Raw genomic sequence first — 17,417 nt, forward strand, 5'->3', positions numbered from 1 at the left:
TTTGCGTGCGTCCACAATAATTGCAGACGCTGGCTAAATGCAAACGCACACTATTGCAGGCTTGCTCTACCCTTGATGCAGCCGCTCCGGGACGGAGGAGAACGCCAATGACAGCGACGGACCCCGCGCTCACTGCCCTCGCCCAGGGCTGGTGCGCCCTCTCTGCCCTGCATGGAAGGATCGAGGTGCACATCGAGCGCGCCCTGCAGGCGAAGCACGATCTGAGCGTGCGCGAGTACTCGCTGCTCGATGTGCTGAGCCGCCAGCACGACGGCGAAGGGGGCCATCTGCAGATGAAGCAGGTCGCCGACGCTGTCGTCCTCAGCCAGAGCGCCACCACCCGCCTGGTGACCCGGCTGGAGGACCGCGGCCTGCTCGAGCGCTACCTGTGCCCCACCGACCGGCGCGGCATCTACACCAACGTCACCGAAGCGGGCCTGCGACTGCTGGAGGAGGCGCGCCCCACCAATGACGCCGCCCTGCGCGAGGCCTTGGACGCGGCCTCCAGGAACACCGAACTGGCCCCGCTGGTAAGGGTCGTGGAGTCGTTGAACGCAACGGCATAGGGTGCGCGCATGGGAGATCTTGAAATAAGGCGTGCGACCGCCGACGACCTTCCGGCGATCGTCTCGATGCTCGCCGACGATCCGCTCGGCGCCCAGCGCGAGTCCCCCGGCGACATGACCCCGTACCGGGTCGCGTTGGGACGCCTGGAGGCCGACCCGAACCAGCACCTCGTCGTCGCCGTCCGGGCAGGCCGCGTGATCGGGACTCTCCAGCTCACGATCATTCCGGGGCTCTCCCACAAGGGAGCCACCCGCGCACTCATCGAGGCGGTCCGCGTCCACGCGGCTGAACGAGGCAGTGGGTTGGGCAGCCTGCTGATCGAGTGGGCGATCGACACCGCCCGCCGGCTGGAGTGCCGGATGGTGCAGCTGACGTCCGACAAGACGCGCACCGACGCCCACCGCTTCTACGAACGTCTCGGCTTCAACGCCACGCACGAGGGCTTCAAGCTGCTGCTGTGACAGCGCCGCCCGGACCAGAGGCACCGCAGGGGTGTGTTTCACGTGAAACACACCCCTGCGCCGTGGCGGGCTAGCCGATGCCCCGCCAACCCTCCGGGTCCACGCCTCCCGGGACCGGCGCCTCAGGGGCGTACGGCTGCCGCGTGAACACGAACGAGCCGAGGTCGAGATGGCTCAGGGATCCGTCCGTGCGCCGCACCGGCCGCAGCAGCTCTCCGGCGAAATAGCCCTCGAGACCCGTCCAGGCGCCGTCACCGTTGGGGCGGAAGCGGGAGCGCCGGCCGCCGCCGGTCAGCGGACCGAGCGCGAGAAAGCCGTCGGCGGTCACCCGAAGAGCGAAGGCACTGGTCCCCCAGTACCACTGTCCCGCCAGTTCCAGGACCGTCGGATCGACCTCGCTCAGCGGCCGCCAGGGCTCCGGGATCCGCGGCTCCGCCTCGGCGACGATCCGCACCAGGTCGGCGCCCACCGCTCCCAGCAGGGGCCCACTGGTGCAGTTGGCAAGCACCACCGCGGCCACGTCGTCCTCCACGCTGAGGGCGAGGTTCGCCAGAAACCCCGGCAGCGAACCTGAGTGGCCGACCAGGAGCCGGCCATCACGACGCTGGATCTGCAGGCCGAGTCCGTATGTGGCCCCGTCCAACAGGTCGGCCCCCTCGGCAGGCGCCGCGGGCGTGCGCATCTCCCGCACCGACTCCGCGCTCAGGACCCGGTCGTCGCCCGCCGCCAGAAACGCGGCGAACCGCGCCAGGTCCCCCGTGGTCGACCAGAGTTGGCCGGCCGGTGCCATCCTGCCCAAGTCCTCCAGTGGCTCCGGCAGCATCGCGTCCGCCCACGGATGCACAGCCCATCCGCCGGCATGCGGAGCCTGCGGCTGCGTGCTCGTACGGTGCAGTCCGAGCGGTTCGAGGATCTCGCTGCACAGCACCTCCTCCCATGGAGCGCCTCGCAGTTCCTCCACCAGCGCACCGAGCACGGTATAGCCGGGGTTGGAGTAGTGGTGCCGCTGGCCGACCGGGTGCAGAAGGGGCTGCTCGCCGAGCACATCGCTCAGTTCCGGGCGCAGGGTGCCCGGAGTCCGCTCCCACCAGGGCCCGGGCGACTCTGCCGCCAACCCCGCGGTGTGCGCGAGCAGTTCGGCGATCGTCGCCTCGCCCGCGCCGGTGCCGGGCAGGTGCTTCTCCAGTGGGTCACCGAGGTCGAGCAGGCCCTCGTCGCGCAGCCGCATCACCAGGACAGCGGTGAAGGTCTTGGTGATGGACCCGATTCTGTACTGCACGTTCTCGTCCGGCCCGTGCCCGTCCACCGAGGTCCGCGCCCCGTGCCACACGGCCTGGCCGCCGCGCACCACCGTCGCGACCAGCGACGGCGCCCGCCCTTCGGCCTGGGCGACGGCGATCCGGTGCAGCAGGGCACGGCGCGTTCCGGGGAGCAGCTCTTCCTGAGATGACGTCATGGGCCCAGTTCACCCGCTGAGAGAGCGGACGTCGAGTTCATTTGCCCGAGCGGAAGCCGTCCCGCCCGGGCCGCCTTCCCCATCAGGTCTGGGCCATGTCCACGAAGCGGGAGTAGTGGCCCTGGAAGGCGACCGTGATGGTGGCCGTGGGGCCGTTACGGTGCTTGGCCACGATCAGGTCGGCCTCGCCCGCGCGGGGGGACTCCTTCTCGTAGGCGTCCTCACGGTGCAACAGGATGACCATGTCGGCGTCCTGCTCGATGGAGCCCGACTCACGCAGGTCGGAGACCATCGGCTTCTTGTCCGTGCGCTGCTCGGGGCCACGGTTGAGCTGGGAGAGCGCGATGACCGGGATCTCCAGCTCCTTGGCGAGCAGCTTGAGGTTACGGGACATGTCCGAGACCTCCTGCTGACGGCTCTCGGCGCGCTTGGAGCCGCCGGACTGCATCAGCTGCAGGTAGTCGATGACGACCAGCTTCAGGTCGTTGCGCTGCTTCAGGCGCCTGCACTTGGCGCGGATCTCCATCATCGACAGGTTGGGGGAGTCGTCGATGTAGAGCGGCGCAGCCGAGACATCCGGCATACGGCGGGCGAGCCTGGTCCAGTCCTCGTCGGTCATCGTGCCGGACCGCATGTGGTGCAGGGCGACCCGGGCCTCGGCGGACAGCAGACGCATCGCGATCTCGTTGCGGCCCATCTCGAGGGAGAAGATGACGCTCGGCAGGTTGTGCTTGATCGATGCGGCCCGTGCGAAGTCCAGCGCCAGCGTCGACTTACCCATGGCGGGTCGGGCGGCGATGACGATCATCTGGCCCGGGTGCAGACCGTTCGTCAGCGAGTCGAAGTCGGTGAAGCCGGTGGGCACACCGGTCATCTCACCGCTGCGCGAGCCGATCGCCTCGATCTCGTCGAGGGCGCCCTCCATGATGTCGCCGAGCGGCAGATAGTCCTCACTGGTGCGCTGTTCGGTGACGGCGTAGATCTCTGCCTGGGCACGGTTGACGATCTCGTCCACATCGCCGTCGGCCGCGTATCCCATCTGCGTGATGCGCGTGCCCGCTTCGACCAGGCGGCGCAGCACCGCCCGCTCATGGACGATCTCCGCGTAGTACTCGGCGTTGGCCGCCGTCGGCACGGTCTGGACGAGGCTGTGCAGATACGCAGCCCCGCCCACCTTGTTGATCTCGCCGCGCTTGGTGAGTTCGGCGGCGATGGTGATCGGGTCGGCCGGCTCGCCCTTGGCGTAGACGTCCAGGATCGCCTGGTAGATCGTCTCGTGCGCAGGCTTGTAGAAGTCGTGGCCCTTGAGGATCTCCACGACGTCGGCGATGGCGTCCTTGGACAGCAGCATGCCGCCCAGCACCGATTGTTCGGCGTCCAGGTCCTGCGGCGGCACTCGCTCGAAGGAGGTTCCCCCCTCGTCCCAGGAAGCGTTTTCCCGGCCCCGGTCGTGCTGTTCGTCACGGCCCCGGCCGCCGCCACCGGATCGGCGGGAGGTCGGCAGACGATCACTGGGTCCGGCATCGGCCCACGGATCGTCCAAGGGCTCGGAAATGCTCACCGAGCCACCTCCTCCCGTCCGCACGGCGGACCTCGCCGTGTCCTCTGTTGTACGGCACGACACTGACAAATGAGAGGCCCAACTCCGGTTCCGACGCGTCGGCTTTGTGACGATTCCCCGACCGCGGAAGGGACGCTTTCGGTGCCAAGGAAAGGAGTGGGCGCCGGACAACGGTAGGCCCGTCGGCACCGTCAGCCAATCTGGTTATCCACAGGCCATGTGGACGACGGCCCCGATGCTGTGGAGAACTCACCGAAACCTGTGCACGACCCGGTGGACAGCCCTGTGAACAAGCCCCCACTCCCGCTCACAAGATCGCGTTGACCTGCACCTTTACGGTCCACCGGCTGTGCAGAAGAAAAACTTCCCCGGTCGGGCCAAGTTCGCTTCGAACGGTGCGCGAAAGGACACGCCGCGAGAGGAGAGGTAAGGGTCAGTAAAGCATTGCATCACTTACCTGTGGACGATTAGATTAGTGCTCATGACACAGGCTCCAGCGATACCCAAGGCCGCCCGACGGCGGCACGACAAAGAGATCGTCGCGCTGGCCGTCCCCGCCTTCGGCGCACTCGTCGCCGAGCCGCTCTTCGTCATGGCGGACAGTGCCATCGTCGGCCATCTCGGAACCGCCCAACTCGCCGGTCTCGGTGTCGCCTCAGCCCTGCTCACCACCGCGGTGAGCGTCTTCGTCTTTCTCGCCTACGCCACCACCGCGGCCGTGGCCCGGCGCGTCGGCGCCGGCGATCTGCAGGCCGCAATCCGCCAAGGCATGGACGGCATCTGGCTGGCACTGCTGCTCGGCATCGCTGTCATCGCCGTAGTCCTTCCGCTGGCCCCCGGCATCGTGGACCTCTTCGGCGCCTCCACGACCGCGGCCCCCTACGCCACGACGTATCTGCGCATCTCCTCGCTGGGCATCCCGGCCATGCTGATCGTCCTCGCCGCGACAGGAGTGCTCCGCGGACTGCAGAACACCAGAACGCCGCTCTATGTCGCCGTGGCGGGCTTCGTCGCCAACGGCGCCCTCAACGCGGGACTCGTCTACGGCGCCGGGCTCGGCATCGCCGGTTCGGCCTGGGGCACGGTCATCGCCCAGTGCGGCATGGCGGCCGTCTATCTGACCGTGGTCGTACGAGGGGCGCGGCGGCACAGGGCTTCACTACGCCCGGACGCCGCGGGAATCCGAGCCTCGGCGCAGGCGGGCGTTCCCCTCCTGATCCGCACGCTGTCCCTGCGGGCGATCCTGATGATCGCGACGGCGGTCGCGGCGCATCTGGGCGACGCCGAAATCGCCGCCCACCAGATCATCCTTTCCCTGTGGAGCCTGCTGGCCTTCGCTCTCGACGCCATAGCGATCGCGGGACAGGCCATCATCGGGCGCTATCTCGGTGCGAACGACGCCCAAGGAGCGCGTGAGGCCTGCCGTCGCATGGTCCAGTGGGGCGTCGCGACCGGTGTGCTCCTCGGTCTGCTCGTGGTGGCCGCCCGTCCGCTGTTCCTGCCTCTGTTCACCAACGACCCGGTGGTCAAGGACGCGGCGCTGCCCGCACTGCTGATGGTGGCGCTCTCGCAACCCATCTGCGGGATCGTCTTCGTGCTGGACGGAGTCCTGATGGGCGCCGGCGACGGGCCGTACCTTGCCGGGGCCATGGTCGTCACCCTCGCGGTGTTCGCTCCGGTCGCCCTGCTCGTCCCCACCCTCGGCGGCGGTCTCACCGCGTTGTGGGCTGCGATGACACTGATGATGACCGTCCGCATGCTGACCCTGTGGCTGCGCACGCGCTCCGGTCGCTGGATCGTCACGGGTGCCACCCGCTGAACGGCACGGGGACCACTCGCTGCCCGGGTACCACCCACGGAAGGGATCGGCAGGGTCACAGGTCCCGGTTTCACGTGAAACATGCCGCACCCTGCGCGCAGAGCATTGCGGCACCGCAGACGAAGAGGGGCCGCCCCGCAAGGGACGGCCCCTCTCTCAGCTGCTCAAGCCGAGCGCAGCGTTACGCCGCGACAACCTCGATGTTGACCTTGGCGGCAACCTCGGGGTGCAGACGCACGGACGTCTCGTGGGCGCCCAGGGTCTTGATCGGCACACCGAGCTCGATGCGACGCTTGTCGACCTCGGGACCACCGGCAGCCTTGATCGCCGAGGCGATGTCGGCCGGGGTGACGGAACCGAAGAGACGGCCGGCGTCGCCGGAGCGAACGGCCAGACGGACCTTCACGCCCTCGAGCTGGGCCTTGACAGCGTTGGCCTGCTCGATGGTCTGGATCTCGTGGATCTTGCGGGCGCGGCGGATCTGCTCGACGTCCTTCTCGCCACCCTTGGTCCAGCGGATAGCGAACTTCCGCGGGATCAGGTAGTTGCGAGCGTAACCGTCCTTGACGTCGACGACGTCGCCAGCGGCGCCGAGGCCGGAGACCTCGTGAGTGAGGATGATCTTCATGAGTCGGTCACCCTTCCCTTAGCGCGCGGTGGACGTGTAGGGCAGCAGCGCCATCTCACGGCTGTTCTTCACGGCCGTGGCGACGTCACGCTGGTGCTGCGTGCAGTTGCCGGTCACGCGGCGGGCACGGATCTTGCCGCGGTCGGAAATGAACTTCCGCAGCATGTTCGTGTCCTTGTAGTCCACGTACGTGACCTTGTCCTTGCAGAAAGCGCAGACCTTCTTCTTCGGCTTGCGCACAGGCGGCTTCGCCATGGTGTTTCTCCTGTGTGATCAAGAAGTTTGGGGTACGGCCCGCCCTTGGTCCGAGGACCTAGAAGGGGGGCTCGTCCGAGTAGCCGCCACCGCCGCCGGAGCCTCCGCCCCAGCCGCCGCCACCCTGGTTGCCACCGGCGGGAGCACCGGTCGCCCACGGGTCGTCGGCCGGAGCGCCGCCGCCCTGCTGGCCGCCACCGGGGCCTCCGCCCCAGCCGCCGCCCTGCTGGCCGCCACCGCCGCCGTAACCGCCCTGGCCACCGCGAGCGCCACCGGCGGTCTTGGTGACCTTGGCCGTGGCGTTGCGCAGGCTGGGGCCGACTTCCTCGACGTCCAGCTCGTAGACCGTGCGCTTGACGCCCTCACGGTCCTCGTAGGACCGCTGCTTCAGCCGGCCCTGCACGATGACGCGCATGCCTCGCTGGAGCGACTCGGCGACGTTCTCCGCCGCCTGACGCCAGACCGAGCAGGTCAGGAAGAGGCTCTCGCCGTCCTTCCACTCGTTCGTCTGGCGGTCGAAGGTGCGGGGAGTGGACGCGACGCGGAACTTCGCGACCGCCGCACCGGACGGGGTGAAGCGCAGCTCGGGGTCGTCGACAAGATTGCCGATGACCGTGATGACGGTCTCGCCTGCCATGGGGAACCTCTCGGCGGGTTTGCTCTGGCTGCTTGCTTGCTACTCGAATCCCGAGATCAGCTGAGCGGAAGGGCTCAGTGGGTCTCGGGGCGGAGGACCTTGGTCCGGAGGACCGACTCGTTCAGGTTCATCTGGCGGTCGAGCTCCTTGACGACCGCAGGCGCGGCCTGCAGGTCGATGACCGAGTAGATGCCCTCGGGCTTCTTCTTGATCTCGTAGGCGAGACGACGACGGCCCCAGGTGTCGACCTTCTCAACCTTGCCGCCACCATCACGGACGACGGACAGGAAGTTCTCGATCAGCGGGGAGACCGCACGCTCCTCGAGATCGGGGTCGAGGATGACCATCACCTCGTAGTGACGCATGTGGAACCCACCTCCTTTGGACTCAGCGGCCACGGTCGTTCCGTGGCAGGAGGGTTGTGATGCGTACGCAACGGTATCGGCCGCCACTGACAATCGGGGGCCTCTGAGGGATCCCGCAGTGTTACCTGGGTAGGCATGGGCAGACACCAGTGCAGACGGTACAGACTACCCGCACACCCGCTTCCGGTTGAAATCCGGCCGTGAGGGCCGTCACCCTGTACACGTCGGGTGTGTACGGCGCTACTGTGCGCCGCCTTCCGCAGGAGGTGCCCATGGCACAGGCATTGCATCCCAACGTCGCCGGTTCGCTGTTCGCCACGGACGGCAAGCACCGTCCGCTCCAGGACGCCCTGATGGGGGTCACGCTCGTCCTGGGCGTGCTCTCCTTCATCACGTCCTTCTTCCACGGCCTGCACCTGCTGTCCTCCTGGACGGGGCTGGTGGGCCTTGTCATCGGCATCTACGGACAGTGGATCTCGGTGACCACGCGGGAGCGCTTCGGGCTCGTGGTGGGTATGGGCGCATCGGGAGTCGGTTTCCTCATCAGCATGGCGAACGGCGGATTGTTCGGCGGCCTCTTCTAAGCCGTACGCCCGGTCGGGGCGCTCGCACGGCGCAGTAGGCTTCGGCGCGAGAGCCGGAGCCCCTGTACCCATGGGGACACACCAGCCCGAGGAGCGCCCCGACATGAGCCTGACCCTGAGGACCATCAGCCGCGAGCAACATCTGGCCTACATCCAGAGCCTGCCGGCGGCGAGCCACATGCAGGTCCCGGCCTGGGCCGATGTGAAGGCGGAGTGGCGTTCGGAGAACCTCGGCTGGTTCGACGAGCGCACCGGCGAGCTGGTCGGCGTGGGCCTGGTCCTCTACCGCCAGCTGCCCAAGATCAAGCGCTATCTCGCCTATCTCCCCGAGGGCCCGGTCATCAACTGGTCCGCGCCGAATCTGGACGACTGGATCCAGCCGATGCTGGCGCACCTGAAGCAGCAGGGCGCCTTCTCCGTGAAGATGGGCCCGCCGGTGATCATCCGGCGCTGGAACGCGGAGACCATCAAGAAGGGCATCCAGGACCAGGACATCAAGCGCCTGCGTGACCTGGAGGCCGACTTCATCGAGCCGCGCGCCTTCGAGGTGGCGGACAAGCTGCGCCGCATGGGCTGGCAGCAGGGCGAGGACGGCGGTGCCGGCTTCGGTGACGTGCAGCCCCGCTATGTCTTCCAGGTACCGCTGGCGAACCGTTCCCTGGAAGAGGTCCACAAGAACTTCAACCAGCTGTGGCGGCGCAACATCAAGAAGGCCGAGAAGGCCGGCGTCGAGGTCGTACAGGGTGGTTACCAGGACCTGGCCGAGTGGCAGCGGCTGTACGAGATCACCGCTGTGCGCGACCATTTCCGGCCCCGCCCGCTGTCGTACTTCCAGCGCATGTGGACGGCCCTCAACACCGAGGACCCGAACCGGATGCGGCTGTACTTCGCCCGCCACAACGGCGTGAACCTGTCCGCCGCGACGATGCTGATCGTCGGCGGCCACGTCTGGTACTCCTACGGCGCCTCCGACAACATCGGCCGTGAGGTCCGGCCCTCGAACGCGATGCAGTGGCGGATGCTGCGCGACGCCTACGCGCTCGGCGGCACCGTCTACGACCTGCGCGGCATCTCCGACTCGCTGGACGAGACGGACCACCTCTTCGGCCTCATCCAGTTCAAGGTCGGCACCGGCGGTCAGGCCGCCGAGTACCTCGGTGAATGGGACTTCCCGCTCAACAAGCTGCTCCACAAGGCGCTCGACATCTACATGTCGCGACGCTGAGCCGCGGGCGTTTGATTCCATAGGCTTCACAGCGTTCACCCCTCTGATACACCGCAGCCACGAGAAAGGTTCCGGGTCCGGCCATGGCGCTCACGCTCTACGTCGACACCGCGCGCTGGCGGGCGCACCACAAGCACGTGCACGAGCAGTTCCCGGGCCTCGTCCCGGTCTGCAAGGGCAACGGCTACGGCTTCGGGCACGAACGGCTGGCGGAGGAGGCCACGCGACTGGGCGCGGACCTGCTCGCCGTCGGCACGACCTACGAGGCCGCGCGCATCAAGGACTTCTTCGGCGGTGACCTGCTGGTGCTGACGCCGTACCGGCGCGGCGAGGAGCCTGTGCCGCTGCCCGACCGGGTGGTGCGCTCGGTGTCGTCGGTCGACGGCGTGTACGGCCTGGTCGGCGCGCGGGTCGTCATCGAGGTGATGTCCTCGATGAAGCGGCACGGCATCAGCGAGCAGGACCTGCCCCAGCTGCACCAGGCCATAGAGAACGTCCGGCTGGAGGGCTTCGCCATCCATCTGCCGCTGGACCGCACCGACGGCTCGGACGCCGTCGAGGAGGTCATCGGCTGGATGGACCGGCTGCGTGCGGCCCGACTGCCGCTGCACACGATGTTCGTCAGCCACCTCAAGGCCGATGAACTCATCCGGCTCCAGCAGCAGTTCCCGCAGACCCGGTTCCGCGCCCGCATCGGCACGCGGCTGTGGCTGGGGGACCACGAGGCCACCGAGTACCGCGGTGCCGTCCTGGACGTCACGCGCGTGGCCAAGGGCGACCGGTTCGGCTACCGGCAGCAGAAGGCGGCCTCCGACGGCTACCTGGTGGTCGTGGCGGGCGGCACGTCCCACGGCGTGGGCCTGGAGGCCCCGAAGGCCCTCCACGGCGTCATGCCGCGCGCCAAGGGGGTCGCACGGGCCGGCCTCGCCACGGTCAACCGGAACCTTTCTCCGTTCGTGTGGGGCGGCAAGCAGCGCTGGTTCGCCGAGCCGCCACACATGCAGGTGTCGATCCTGTTCGTCCCCTCGGACGCCCCGGAGCCGAAGGTCGGCGACGAGCTGGTGGCTCATCTGCGGCACACCACCACGCAGTTCGACCGCCTCGTGGACCGCTGAGCCCGGCCAGGACGGCGCCGGCCCAGGACAACGAGAAGGCCGTACACGCGGGAGCGTGTACGGCCTTCGTCATGACCGTCCGACGATGTGTTCGCTCACAGCGAACGGTCCCCGGAGGGCGGCCGCTCCGGCATCCCCCAGTCCACCTGAGGTCCCTCGAAGTGGGCGGCATGCCGCGGCGGATGAGCTGCCGCACCGAGCACGAAAACGTCCTGCGCGCCGTCGAGGACTCCGCCCGAGGGGTCGTCGTCGCCCGAGCGGCGCACCACGTCCCGCTCCGGCAGGAGGATGTCCCGTACGACGACGGCGCACAGGTAGAGCGTGCCCACCAGGTGCAGCACGATCGACCAGTGGTAGCCGAGCGTCGGAAGGCCCTTGTGGGCGTCGCCGCTGGTCGTGTAGGCGAGGTACATCCAGATGCCCAGGAAGTACGCCACCTCGCCAGCCTGCCAGATCAGGAAGTCGCGCCACTTGGGCCGGGCGAGGGCCGCCAGCGGCACCAGCCACAGGACGTACTGCGGGGAGTAGACCTTGTTGGTGAGGATGAAGGCCGCCACCAGCAGAAAGGCCAGCTGGGCGAAGCGCGGCCGGCGTGGCGCGGTGAACGCGAGCGCGGCGATGCCGAGGAAGGCAAGCACCACCAGCACCATCGCGGCGGCGTTCACAAAGCCCGTGCTCGGCGGGTTGCTGGAGTTCTGCGCCCAGATCAGCCAGAACGAGCCGAAGTCGACGCCTCGTTCCTGGCTGAACGTGTAGAACTTCGACCAGCCCCGGAAGGCGAAGAGCATCACCGGCAGGTTCACCACGACCCAGGCGATCACTGCGCCGCCCACGGCCTGGGCGTACTCCCGCCACTTTCCGGCCCGCCAGCACAGCACGAGCAGCGGGCCCAGCAGGAACACGGGGTAGAGCTTGGCGGCCGTGGCAAGGCCCAGGAGGACACCGAAGGCGACGGGACGGCTCCTGGACCACATCAGCATCGCGGCGGCCGTGAGCGCCACCGCCAGCAGGTCCCAGTTGATGGTCGCGGTGAGCATGAAGGCGGGCGCCAGGGCGACCAGCAGACCGTCCCAGGGGCGCCGACGGTGCGTGCGGGCCACGCAGACGGCGATGACGGCAGCGCACACCAACAGCATCCCGGCGTTGACGAACCAGTACCACTGCTCCTGGTACTGGATGCTGCCGCTGTGTGGGGTCAGCCAGGACGCCACCTCCATGAACACACCGGTCAGCACCGGGTATTCGAGGTAGCCCATGCCGCCGGACATGTCGTCCGGAAGTCTGTCGAAGTACGGCACGAGATGGTCGGCGAACCCGCGGCCCTGGTAGAGGTGCGGGATGTCCGAGTAGCAGGCCTTCGTGTACTGGCTGCTCGCGCCGAAGAACCAGGCGCTGTGGTAGCAGGGCGCCTTCTGGACCAGGCCGAGGGCGAACATGCCGATCGCCACGAGCGCGACAACCCGGACGGGGGTCCACCAGGCGGTCCCGAGCAGGGCGCGTCGCCCCAGGGGGCCGCCGATCAGCTCACTGCCGGCCCGGGCGATCTCGTCCTCACTGGTCGGCCGCACCGGCTCTGCCGTGGCGGGCCGCACGGACTCGGGTTCGTGCATGCTCGCGGGCGTCATCTCTGCACTGGGCATGGGCCACATCCTGCCGTACCTGTCTAGGAAAACGCCGAGGGCCGCCGCACCTGGTGGGTGCGGCGGCCCATGTTTCACGTGAAACACGCTCGGCGGTTCTCGGCCGCCAGCCGGTCAGGCGCGGTGGCTAGCCGGTCGGACCACCGAAAATGCCTCCGTTGCCGTTGCCCCGGGTGTTGCCTCCGGTCCCGGATGTATCCGTGACGGTGGGCGTCGGCGAGGTACCTCCGTCGGTGCCACCCGTGTTCGTGCCTCCGGTGGTGCCACACTTCCAGCTCCAGCCGTTGCAGGTCTGGCTCGCCGACGGCGAGGGCGACGTGGACGGCTCGCTGGCCGACGGGCTCGGCGACGGGCTCGTCGTCTGGCTCTGGCTCGCCGAAGGGGTCGGCGTCGGGCTCGGGTCGGCGTTGAGCACCTTGCCGATGGGCTGCGGAGTCGGGAAGTTCACGACCGGCGCATTCGCCAGCGCCTCGGCCATGTAGTCGTGCCAGATCTCGGCCGGGAACGAGGCACCATGGATCTTCTCCTGGCCACCCGTTCCGTACATCTCCAGGAACGTCCGGTTCTTGTTCTTCGCGTTGTCGTCCAACCGGAACATGCTGATCGCGGTGGACAGCTGCGGGGTGTAGCCGACGAACCACGCGGACTTGTTGCCGTCCGTGGTACCCGTCTTACCGGCGACATCGCGGCCCGGGAGCTGGGCCTTGGTGCCCGTGCCCTTGTCGACCACCGTCTTCAGCACGTCGGTCACGTTGTCGGCGACCTGCGGGGTGAAAGCCTCGGTGGACTTGTCCTGGTGCGTGAAGACCACGCCGTCCTTGTCGCTCACCTTCACGACGGAGTACGGGTCACGCTGCTGACCGCTGGCCGCGAACGTGCCGTACGCGGAGGCCATGCGGATGGCGCTGGGGTCCGACGTACCGATGGAGAACGACGGGTAGTTGGCGCTGGCGAGGCTGCCCTTGAGAATCCCGGCGTCCATGGCACTCTGCTGGACCTTGTCCAGTCCCACGTCCATACCCAGCTGGACGTAGGCGGAGTTGACCGAGTACTGCATCGCCTCGCGGAGGTCGATCTTGTAGTCCGGCGCGTTTCCGACGGACTCACCGCCGTCGTTGGTCTGCAGCCACTCGTTGCCGTCCTTGTCCGTCCAGACCTTTCCGTTGTACTCCTTGATCTTGAGCTTGTTCTTGCCGCTGTACAGGCTCTTGGGGGAGGCGATCGTGCGCTCGTCCTGGGCCTGCGACTCCGGACCGTCCGGGTTGCGCACGCCCCACTTCATGGCCGCCGCCAGCACGAACGGCTTGAACGTCGAACCCACCTGGGCACCGGTGGAGTCGGCGTTGTCGGTGAAGTGCTTTGTTGCATCCTCACCGCCGTAGATGGCCCTGATGGCACCCGAGGCCGGGTCCACGGAAGCCCCGCCGAACTGGACGTTGGTGTCCGTCTTGGGCCGCTGCTTGGGTTTGATGTTCGCCTTCTGGACGTTCTTCACGGCGGCCTCCAGCGCGTTGACCTTCTTCTTGTCGAAGGTCGTGTAGATCTGGTAGCCGCCCTTCTGCAGATCGTCCGCGGTGATGTGCGTAGCCGGGTTGTTGACCAGGTACGCCTTGGCAAGGTCGACCAGATAGCCGATCTGGCCCCCCAGCTGGCCGTTCGACCGGGGGTTCTGGATCTTGGGGAGGGTCGTGTACTTGGCGCGCTCCGCAGGGCTCAGGTGGCCGTACTTGACCATCTTGTCCAAGGTGTCCTGCATCTGCGCCAGGGCCCGCCTGCTGTTGGCCTCCGGAGTCGCAGAGGGGTCGAGGGAGGTCGCGCCCGCCGGGTCGTAGTACGTCGCGCCCTTGACCATCGCCGCGAGGAAGGCACACTCACCCGGGTCCAGCTTCGTCGCGTCCTTGTTGAAGTACGCCCGGGACGCGGCCTGGAGCCCGTAGGCCCCGCGGCCGAAGTACGTCGTGTTGAGGTAGCCCTCCATGATCTTGTCCTTGGGGACCTGGGCTCCCACCTTGATCGCGACGAAGATCTCCTTGAACTTCCGGGACAACGTCTGTGCCTGGTCGTTCAGCATCGCGTTCTTGACGTACTGCTGGGTGATGGTCGAGCCACCCTGTGTTTGACCGCCGCGGGCCATATTCAGGACGGCACGCGCAATACCGTTCGGGTCGATACCGCTGTCGGTCTCGAAGGTCTTGTTCTCCTGCGAGATGACCGCGTAGCGCATCTCCCTGGGGATGCTGGCGTAGTTCATGTTCTGGCGGTTGACCTCACCGCCGGTCGCGACCATCACCGAGCCGTCGGACCAGTAGAAGACGTTGTTCTGCGCCTTGGCGACCGCGGCCTCGTCGGGAACGCTCACCATCGCGTACGCGATGCCCGCCACCGCCATGAGGCTGCCGACGAAGCCGATGAACAGCCCGGAGACGAGCTTCCAGGAAGGCACCCAGCGACGCCAGCCGTACTTTCCGGCTCGGGGATAGTCGATCAGCCGCTTCCTGCCGGGAGCGGTCGATGCACGCCCTCTGCCGCGCCCGGGACCGGTCGGGCCGCCGGGAGCGCCGCGCCGGCCGCCCGGGCCGGCGTTGTCAGCGCCTCTGCGGCGGCTGCCTCTCTGCGCCGCCCGGCGGGCCTCGGCTCGGCTGCCGTAGGAACGCTCCTCACCTCCCGGACCGCTGGAACCCGACCCATAGGAACTGGACCCATAGGAGTCGGCTGGCGATCCGGTGGCGCCTCGCGGTGCCGCACGGCGACCGGAGGACGAGCCGGACTGGCCGCGTCGGGCCGCGGCACGTCCGCCTCCCTGCGGCTGCGGCGGTTTGCGACGGTGCTCGCTCATCGAACGATTACTCCTCGGGCAGGCGCACCCTTGCGCGCCTGGAACGGCGGCTGGTTTCCGGTCCCCCCGAAGTACGGATGTGGTCGGTCCTGCATTCACCCGTACTGCACCGGGGACGACGACGCTCCCCGGGCGTCACTTGGTTCCCGGTGGATTGCATGCCGCACAGACTACGCACCACCAAAACCCGCCGAGCCCCGAAGTTCACCCCAAACCAGGCAACCCACACCGTATGAATCGGTGATGTGATCCCGTTCACCACCGTCCCTCTTGTCCCTCGCGGACGGCCGTTCTATCGTCTTGATGTATCGAGTCGATACATCAGCGCGACATAAAGACGCTGAGAGGTACTGCGAGACCCGCATGAGCGATCAGCGGGACCGAGAGGAGGCGACGATGAGCCGACGTTCCGGCATCCTCGAGTTCGCCGTGCTCGGCCTGCTGCGCGAGTCCCCGATGCACGGCTATGAGCTGCGCAAACGACTCAACACGTCTCTGGGTGTGTTCCGGGCGTTCAGCTACGGGACCCTGTATCCCTGTCTCAAGACGCTGGTCGCCAACGGCTGGTTGATCGAGGAGCCGGGCAGCACCCATGAGGACGCCGTTCCTCTCGCCGGACGCCGAGCGAAGATCGTGTACCGATTGACGGCAGAAGGTAAGGAGCACTTCGAGCAGCTGCTCTCGCAGACCGGACCCGACGCGTACGAGGACGAGCACTTCGCCGCACGGTTCGCCTTCTTCGGGCAGACCTCGCGCGATGTGCGCATGCGCGTGCTGGAGGGCCGGCGCAGCCGCCTGGAGGAGCGACTGGAGAAGATGCGCGCCTCGCTGACGCGCACCCGGGAGCGCCTCGACGACTACACACTCGAGCTCCAGCGCCACGGGATGGAGTCCGTGGAGCGCGAAGTGCGCTGGCTGAACGAGCTCATCGAGAGCGAGCGGGCCGGGCGGGATCTGAAGGGTTCCGCGTCCGGGGGGTCCGCTCAGCAGGACACCACCACTGGATCGACGGGCGGCCTGCCCCGTCGCGGGGACACCCCCCGCACGGATACGCCCGGCGACACCGCCACGTGAGACCCACTCAGGGCCTCACTCGTACACACAGGGAGCAACCGGAATGGGTTCGGTTCGCGTAGCCATCGTCGGCGTGGGCAACTGCGCCGCGTCGCTGGTGCAGGGAGTCGAGTACTACAAGGACGCCGACCCGGCGTCGAAGGTCCCCGGCCTGATGCACGTGCAGTTCGGTGACTACCACGTGCGCGACATCGAGTTCGTCGCGGCGTTCGACGTCGACGCCAAGAAGGTCGGCCTCGACCTCGCGGACGCGATCGGCGCCTCCGAGAACAACACGATCAAGATCTGCGACGTGCCCAGCACCGGTGTCACCGTCCAGCGCGGCCACACCCTCGACGGCCTCGGCAAGTACTACCGCCAGACCATCGAGGAGTCCGACGCCGAGCCGGTCGACGTCGTCCAGGTCCTGAAGGACAAGCAGGTCGACGTCCTGGTCTGCTACCTGCCGGTCGGCTCCGAGGACGCGGCGAAGTTCTACGCCCAGTGCGCCATCGACGCCAAGGTCGCCTTCGTCAACGCCCTCCCGGTCTTCATCGCCGGCACCAAGGAGTGGGCGGACAAGTTCACCGAGGCCGGTGTGCCGATCGTCGGTGACGACATCAAGTCCCAGGTCGGCGCCACCATCACGCACCGCGTCATGGCGAAGCTGTTCGAGGACCGCGGTGTCATCCTCGACCGCACGATGCAGCTGAACGTCGGCGGCAACATGGACTTCAAGAACATGCTCGAGCGCGAGCGCCTGGAGTCCAAGAAGATCTCCAAGACGCAGGCCGTCACCTCCCAGATCCCCGACCGGGACCTCGGCGAGAAGAACGTCCACATCGGCCCGTCCGACTACGTGGCCTGGCTGGACGACCGCAAGTGGGCCTACGTCCGCCTCGAGGGCCGCGCCTTCGGTGACGTCCCGCTGAACCTGGAGTACAAGCTCGAGGTCTGGGACTCCCCGAACTCGGCGGGTGTCATCATCGACGCCCTGCGTGCCGCGAAGATCGCCAAGGACCGCGGCATCGGCGGCCCGATCCTGTCGGCGTCCTCCTACTTCATGAAGTCCCCGCCGGTCCAGTACTTCGACGACCAGGCCCGCGAGAACGTCGAGAAGTTCATCCGCGGCGAGGTCGAGCGCTAGGACGCCCCACGGCGCGTCGCTCGCACCAGAACGCTCCTGCCAGGGCTGTGAAGGTCCCCGGGTTCCCT

Annotated in this window: 16 protein-coding genes; 8 read left to right on the forward strand and 8 right to left on the reverse strand. The window is 67.8% G+C overall.

The features are described from left to right. The first annotated feature begins 107 nt into the window (after positions 1-107). Positions 108-566 carry a MarR family winged helix-turn-helix transcriptional regulator gene (locus ACFYZB_RS31055; protein WP_388764249.1) on the forward strand — a complete coding sequence of 153 codons (459 nt, stop codon included), beginning with the start codon at positions 108-110 and terminating at the stop codon, positions 564-566. A 9-nt stretch (positions 567-575) separates the two neighbouring features. Beyond that, a complete protein-coding gene (locus ACFYZB_RS31060; RefSeq protein WP_351208594.1) occupies positions 576-1,028 on the forward strand; it encodes a GNAT family N-acetyltransferase in 453 nt (150 codons plus the stop codon). A gap of 70 nt (positions 1,029-1,098) precedes the next feature. Here ACFYZB_RS31060 and ACFYZB_RS31065 read toward each other — a convergent pair whose 3' ends face one another. Next, the gene (locus tag ACFYZB_RS31065) at positions 1,099-2,484 is read right to left on the reverse strand and encodes a serine hydrolase domain-containing protein (RefSeq protein WP_388764250.1); all 1,386 of its coding nucleotides are present in this window, start codon (positions 2,482-2,484) and stop codon (positions 1,099-1,101) included. An 82-nt stretch (positions 2,485-2,566) separates the two neighbouring features. Beyond that, positions 2,567-4,045: a replicative DNA helicase gene (gene dnaB / locus ACFYZB_RS31070; RefSeq protein WP_388764252.1), complete on the reverse strand. Its 1,479-nt coding sequence runs from the start codon at positions 4,043-4,045 to the stop codon at positions 2,567-2,569. 481 nt (positions 4,046-4,526) lie between these two features. On the opposite strand from dnaB, the gene ACFYZB_RS31075 reads away from it, so the two are divergent. Continuing rightward, complete coding sequence (locus ACFYZB_RS31075) at positions 4,527-5,864, forward strand: MATE family efflux transporter (RefSeq protein ID WP_388764254.1); 1,338 nt, start codon at positions 4,527-4,529, stop codon at positions 5,862-5,864. 181 nt (positions 5,865-6,045) lie between these two features. Here the strand turns inward: ACFYZB_RS31075 and rplI are convergent, their stop codons facing one another. From rplI to rpsF, 4 genes are all read right to left on the reverse strand, one after another. Beyond that, complete coding sequence (rplI, locus tag ACFYZB_RS31080; protein ID WP_351208590.1) at positions 6,046-6,492, reverse strand: 50S ribosomal protein L9; 447 nt, start codon at positions 6,490-6,492, stop codon at positions 6,046-6,048. Positions 6,493-6,510: 18 nt separating this feature from the next. Next, the gene (gene rpsR / locus ACFYZB_RS31085) at positions 6,511-6,747 is read right to left on the reverse strand and encodes a 30S ribosomal protein S18 (RefSeq protein ID WP_003949403.1); all 237 of its coding nucleotides are present in this window, start codon (positions 6,745-6,747) and stop codon (positions 6,511-6,513) included. A 58-nt stretch (positions 6,748-6,805) separates the two neighbouring features. Further along, positions 6,806-7,384, reverse strand: a complete 579-nt coding sequence (locus ACFYZB_RS31090; RefSeq protein ID WP_351208589.1) for a single-stranded DNA-binding protein — start codon at positions 7,382-7,384, stop codon at positions 6,806-6,808. Between the two features lie 74 nt (positions 7,385-7,458). Beyond that, a complete protein-coding gene (rpsF, locus tag ACFYZB_RS31095) occupies positions 7,459-7,749 on the reverse strand; it encodes a 30S ribosomal protein S6 (RefSeq protein ID WP_351208588.1) in 291 nt (96 codons plus the stop codon). A 272-nt stretch (positions 7,750-8,021) separates the two neighbouring features. Here rpsF and ACFYZB_RS31100 point away from each other — a divergent pair, with 272 nt between their 5' ends. The 3 genes from ACFYZB_RS31100 (at position 8,022) to ACFYZB_RS31110 (ending at position 10,673) form a co-directional block, all read left to right on the forward strand. Beyond that, positions 8,022-8,333, forward strand: coding sequence for a hypothetical protein (locus ACFYZB_RS31100; RefSeq protein WP_388764256.1), 312 nt, complete (start codon positions 8,022-8,024; stop codon positions 8,331-8,333). A 103-nt stretch (positions 8,334-8,436) separates the two neighbouring features. Continuing rightward, a complete protein-coding gene (gene femX, locus ACFYZB_RS31105) occupies positions 8,437-9,558 on the forward strand; it encodes a peptidoglycan bridge formation glycyltransferase FemX (RefSeq protein ID WP_388764257.1) in 1,122 nt (373 codons plus the stop codon). An 83-nt stretch (positions 9,559-9,641) separates the two neighbouring features. Continuing rightward, positions 9,642-10,673, forward strand: a complete 1,032-nt coding sequence (locus ACFYZB_RS31110) for an alanine racemase (protein WP_388764258.1) — start codon at positions 9,642-9,644, stop codon at positions 10,671-10,673. A 95-nt stretch (positions 10,674-10,768) separates the two neighbouring features. On the opposite strand, the gene ACFYZB_RS31115 is transcribed toward ACFYZB_RS31110, so the two are convergent. Together ACFYZB_RS31115 and ACFYZB_RS31120 are read right to left on the reverse strand one after the other, a co-directional pair. Next, complete coding sequence (locus ACFYZB_RS31115) at positions 10,769-12,313, reverse strand: glycosyltransferase family 87 protein (RefSeq protein ID WP_388764259.1); 1,545 nt, start codon at positions 12,311-12,313, stop codon at positions 10,769-10,771. Positions 12,314-12,440: 127 nt separating this feature from the next. Beyond that, the gene (locus ACFYZB_RS31120) at positions 12,441-15,149 is read right to left on the reverse strand and encodes a transglycosylase domain-containing protein (protein ID WP_388764261.1); all 2,709 of its coding nucleotides are present in this window, start codon (positions 15,147-15,149) and stop codon (positions 12,441-12,443) included. Positions 15,150-15,545: 396 nt separating this feature from the next. On the opposite strand from ACFYZB_RS31120, the gene ACFYZB_RS31125 reads away from it, so the two are divergent. Both ACFYZB_RS31125 and ACFYZB_RS31130 read left to right on the forward strand, forming a co-directional pair. Then, a complete protein-coding gene (locus tag ACFYZB_RS31125) occupies positions 15,546-16,223 on the forward strand; it encodes a PadR family transcriptional regulator (RefSeq protein ID WP_351208582.1) in 678 nt (225 codons plus the stop codon). 43 nt (positions 16,224-16,266) lie between these two features. Continuing rightward, positions 16,267-17,349 carry an inositol-3-phosphate synthase gene (locus ACFYZB_RS31130; protein ID WP_388764262.1) on the forward strand — a complete coding sequence of 361 codons (1,083 nt, stop codon included), beginning with the start codon at positions 16,267-16,269 and terminating at the stop codon, positions 17,347-17,349. Positions 17,350-17,417 lie beyond the last annotated feature (68 nt).

Source organism: Streptomyces sp. NPDC001852 (assembly GCF_042891825.1).
Lineage (GTDB): Bacteria > Actinomycetota > Actinomycetes > Streptomycetales > Streptomycetaceae > Streptomyces.